Here is a 339-nt window from a genome sequence, read left to right as displayed (position 1 = left end):
CCAGGAGCGGTCCTCGATGCGGTAGGTGCCGGAGCCCCCGGTCCAGTAGGTGATCTGGCCCATCTGCGGGTGCTTGTGCGCGGCGACCTGGCCAAGGTGAATGTTGCTGCGCGCAAGCACCGTCTCGACATGCAGGAAGCCAACATCGAGCGGCCGCACCGGTTCGCCATAGACGAAGAAATGGGGAATGGAATTCTGGCTCATGGCGCCGGAAAAAGTCCAATCGGTTTTGCCGTTCCGTCCATACCCGATCGCCAGCGGAGGCGCTAGGGTTGCGGTACAAAGTGGAGGAGCATCATGCGGTCGGAAGATTTTCGCGCGGACAAAGCGCGCCCGTTC

At 61.9% G+C, this 339-nt stretch carries 1 pseudogene; it reads right to left on the bottom strand.

The annotated features are described in order from the left end of the window. A pseudogene (locus tag EN852_RS37210) lies at positions 1-204 on the bottom strand (AraC family transcriptional regulator); the annotation flags it as partial. Positions 205-339: the final 135 nt, after the last annotated feature.

Source organism: Mesorhizobium sp. M2E.F.Ca.ET.209.01.1.1, from assembly GCF_004010375.2.
Lineage (GTDB): Bacteria > Pseudomonadota > Alphaproteobacteria > Rhizobiales > Rhizobiaceae > Mesorhizobium.
This window is presented reverse-complemented; position numbering and strand designations above follow the sequence as displayed.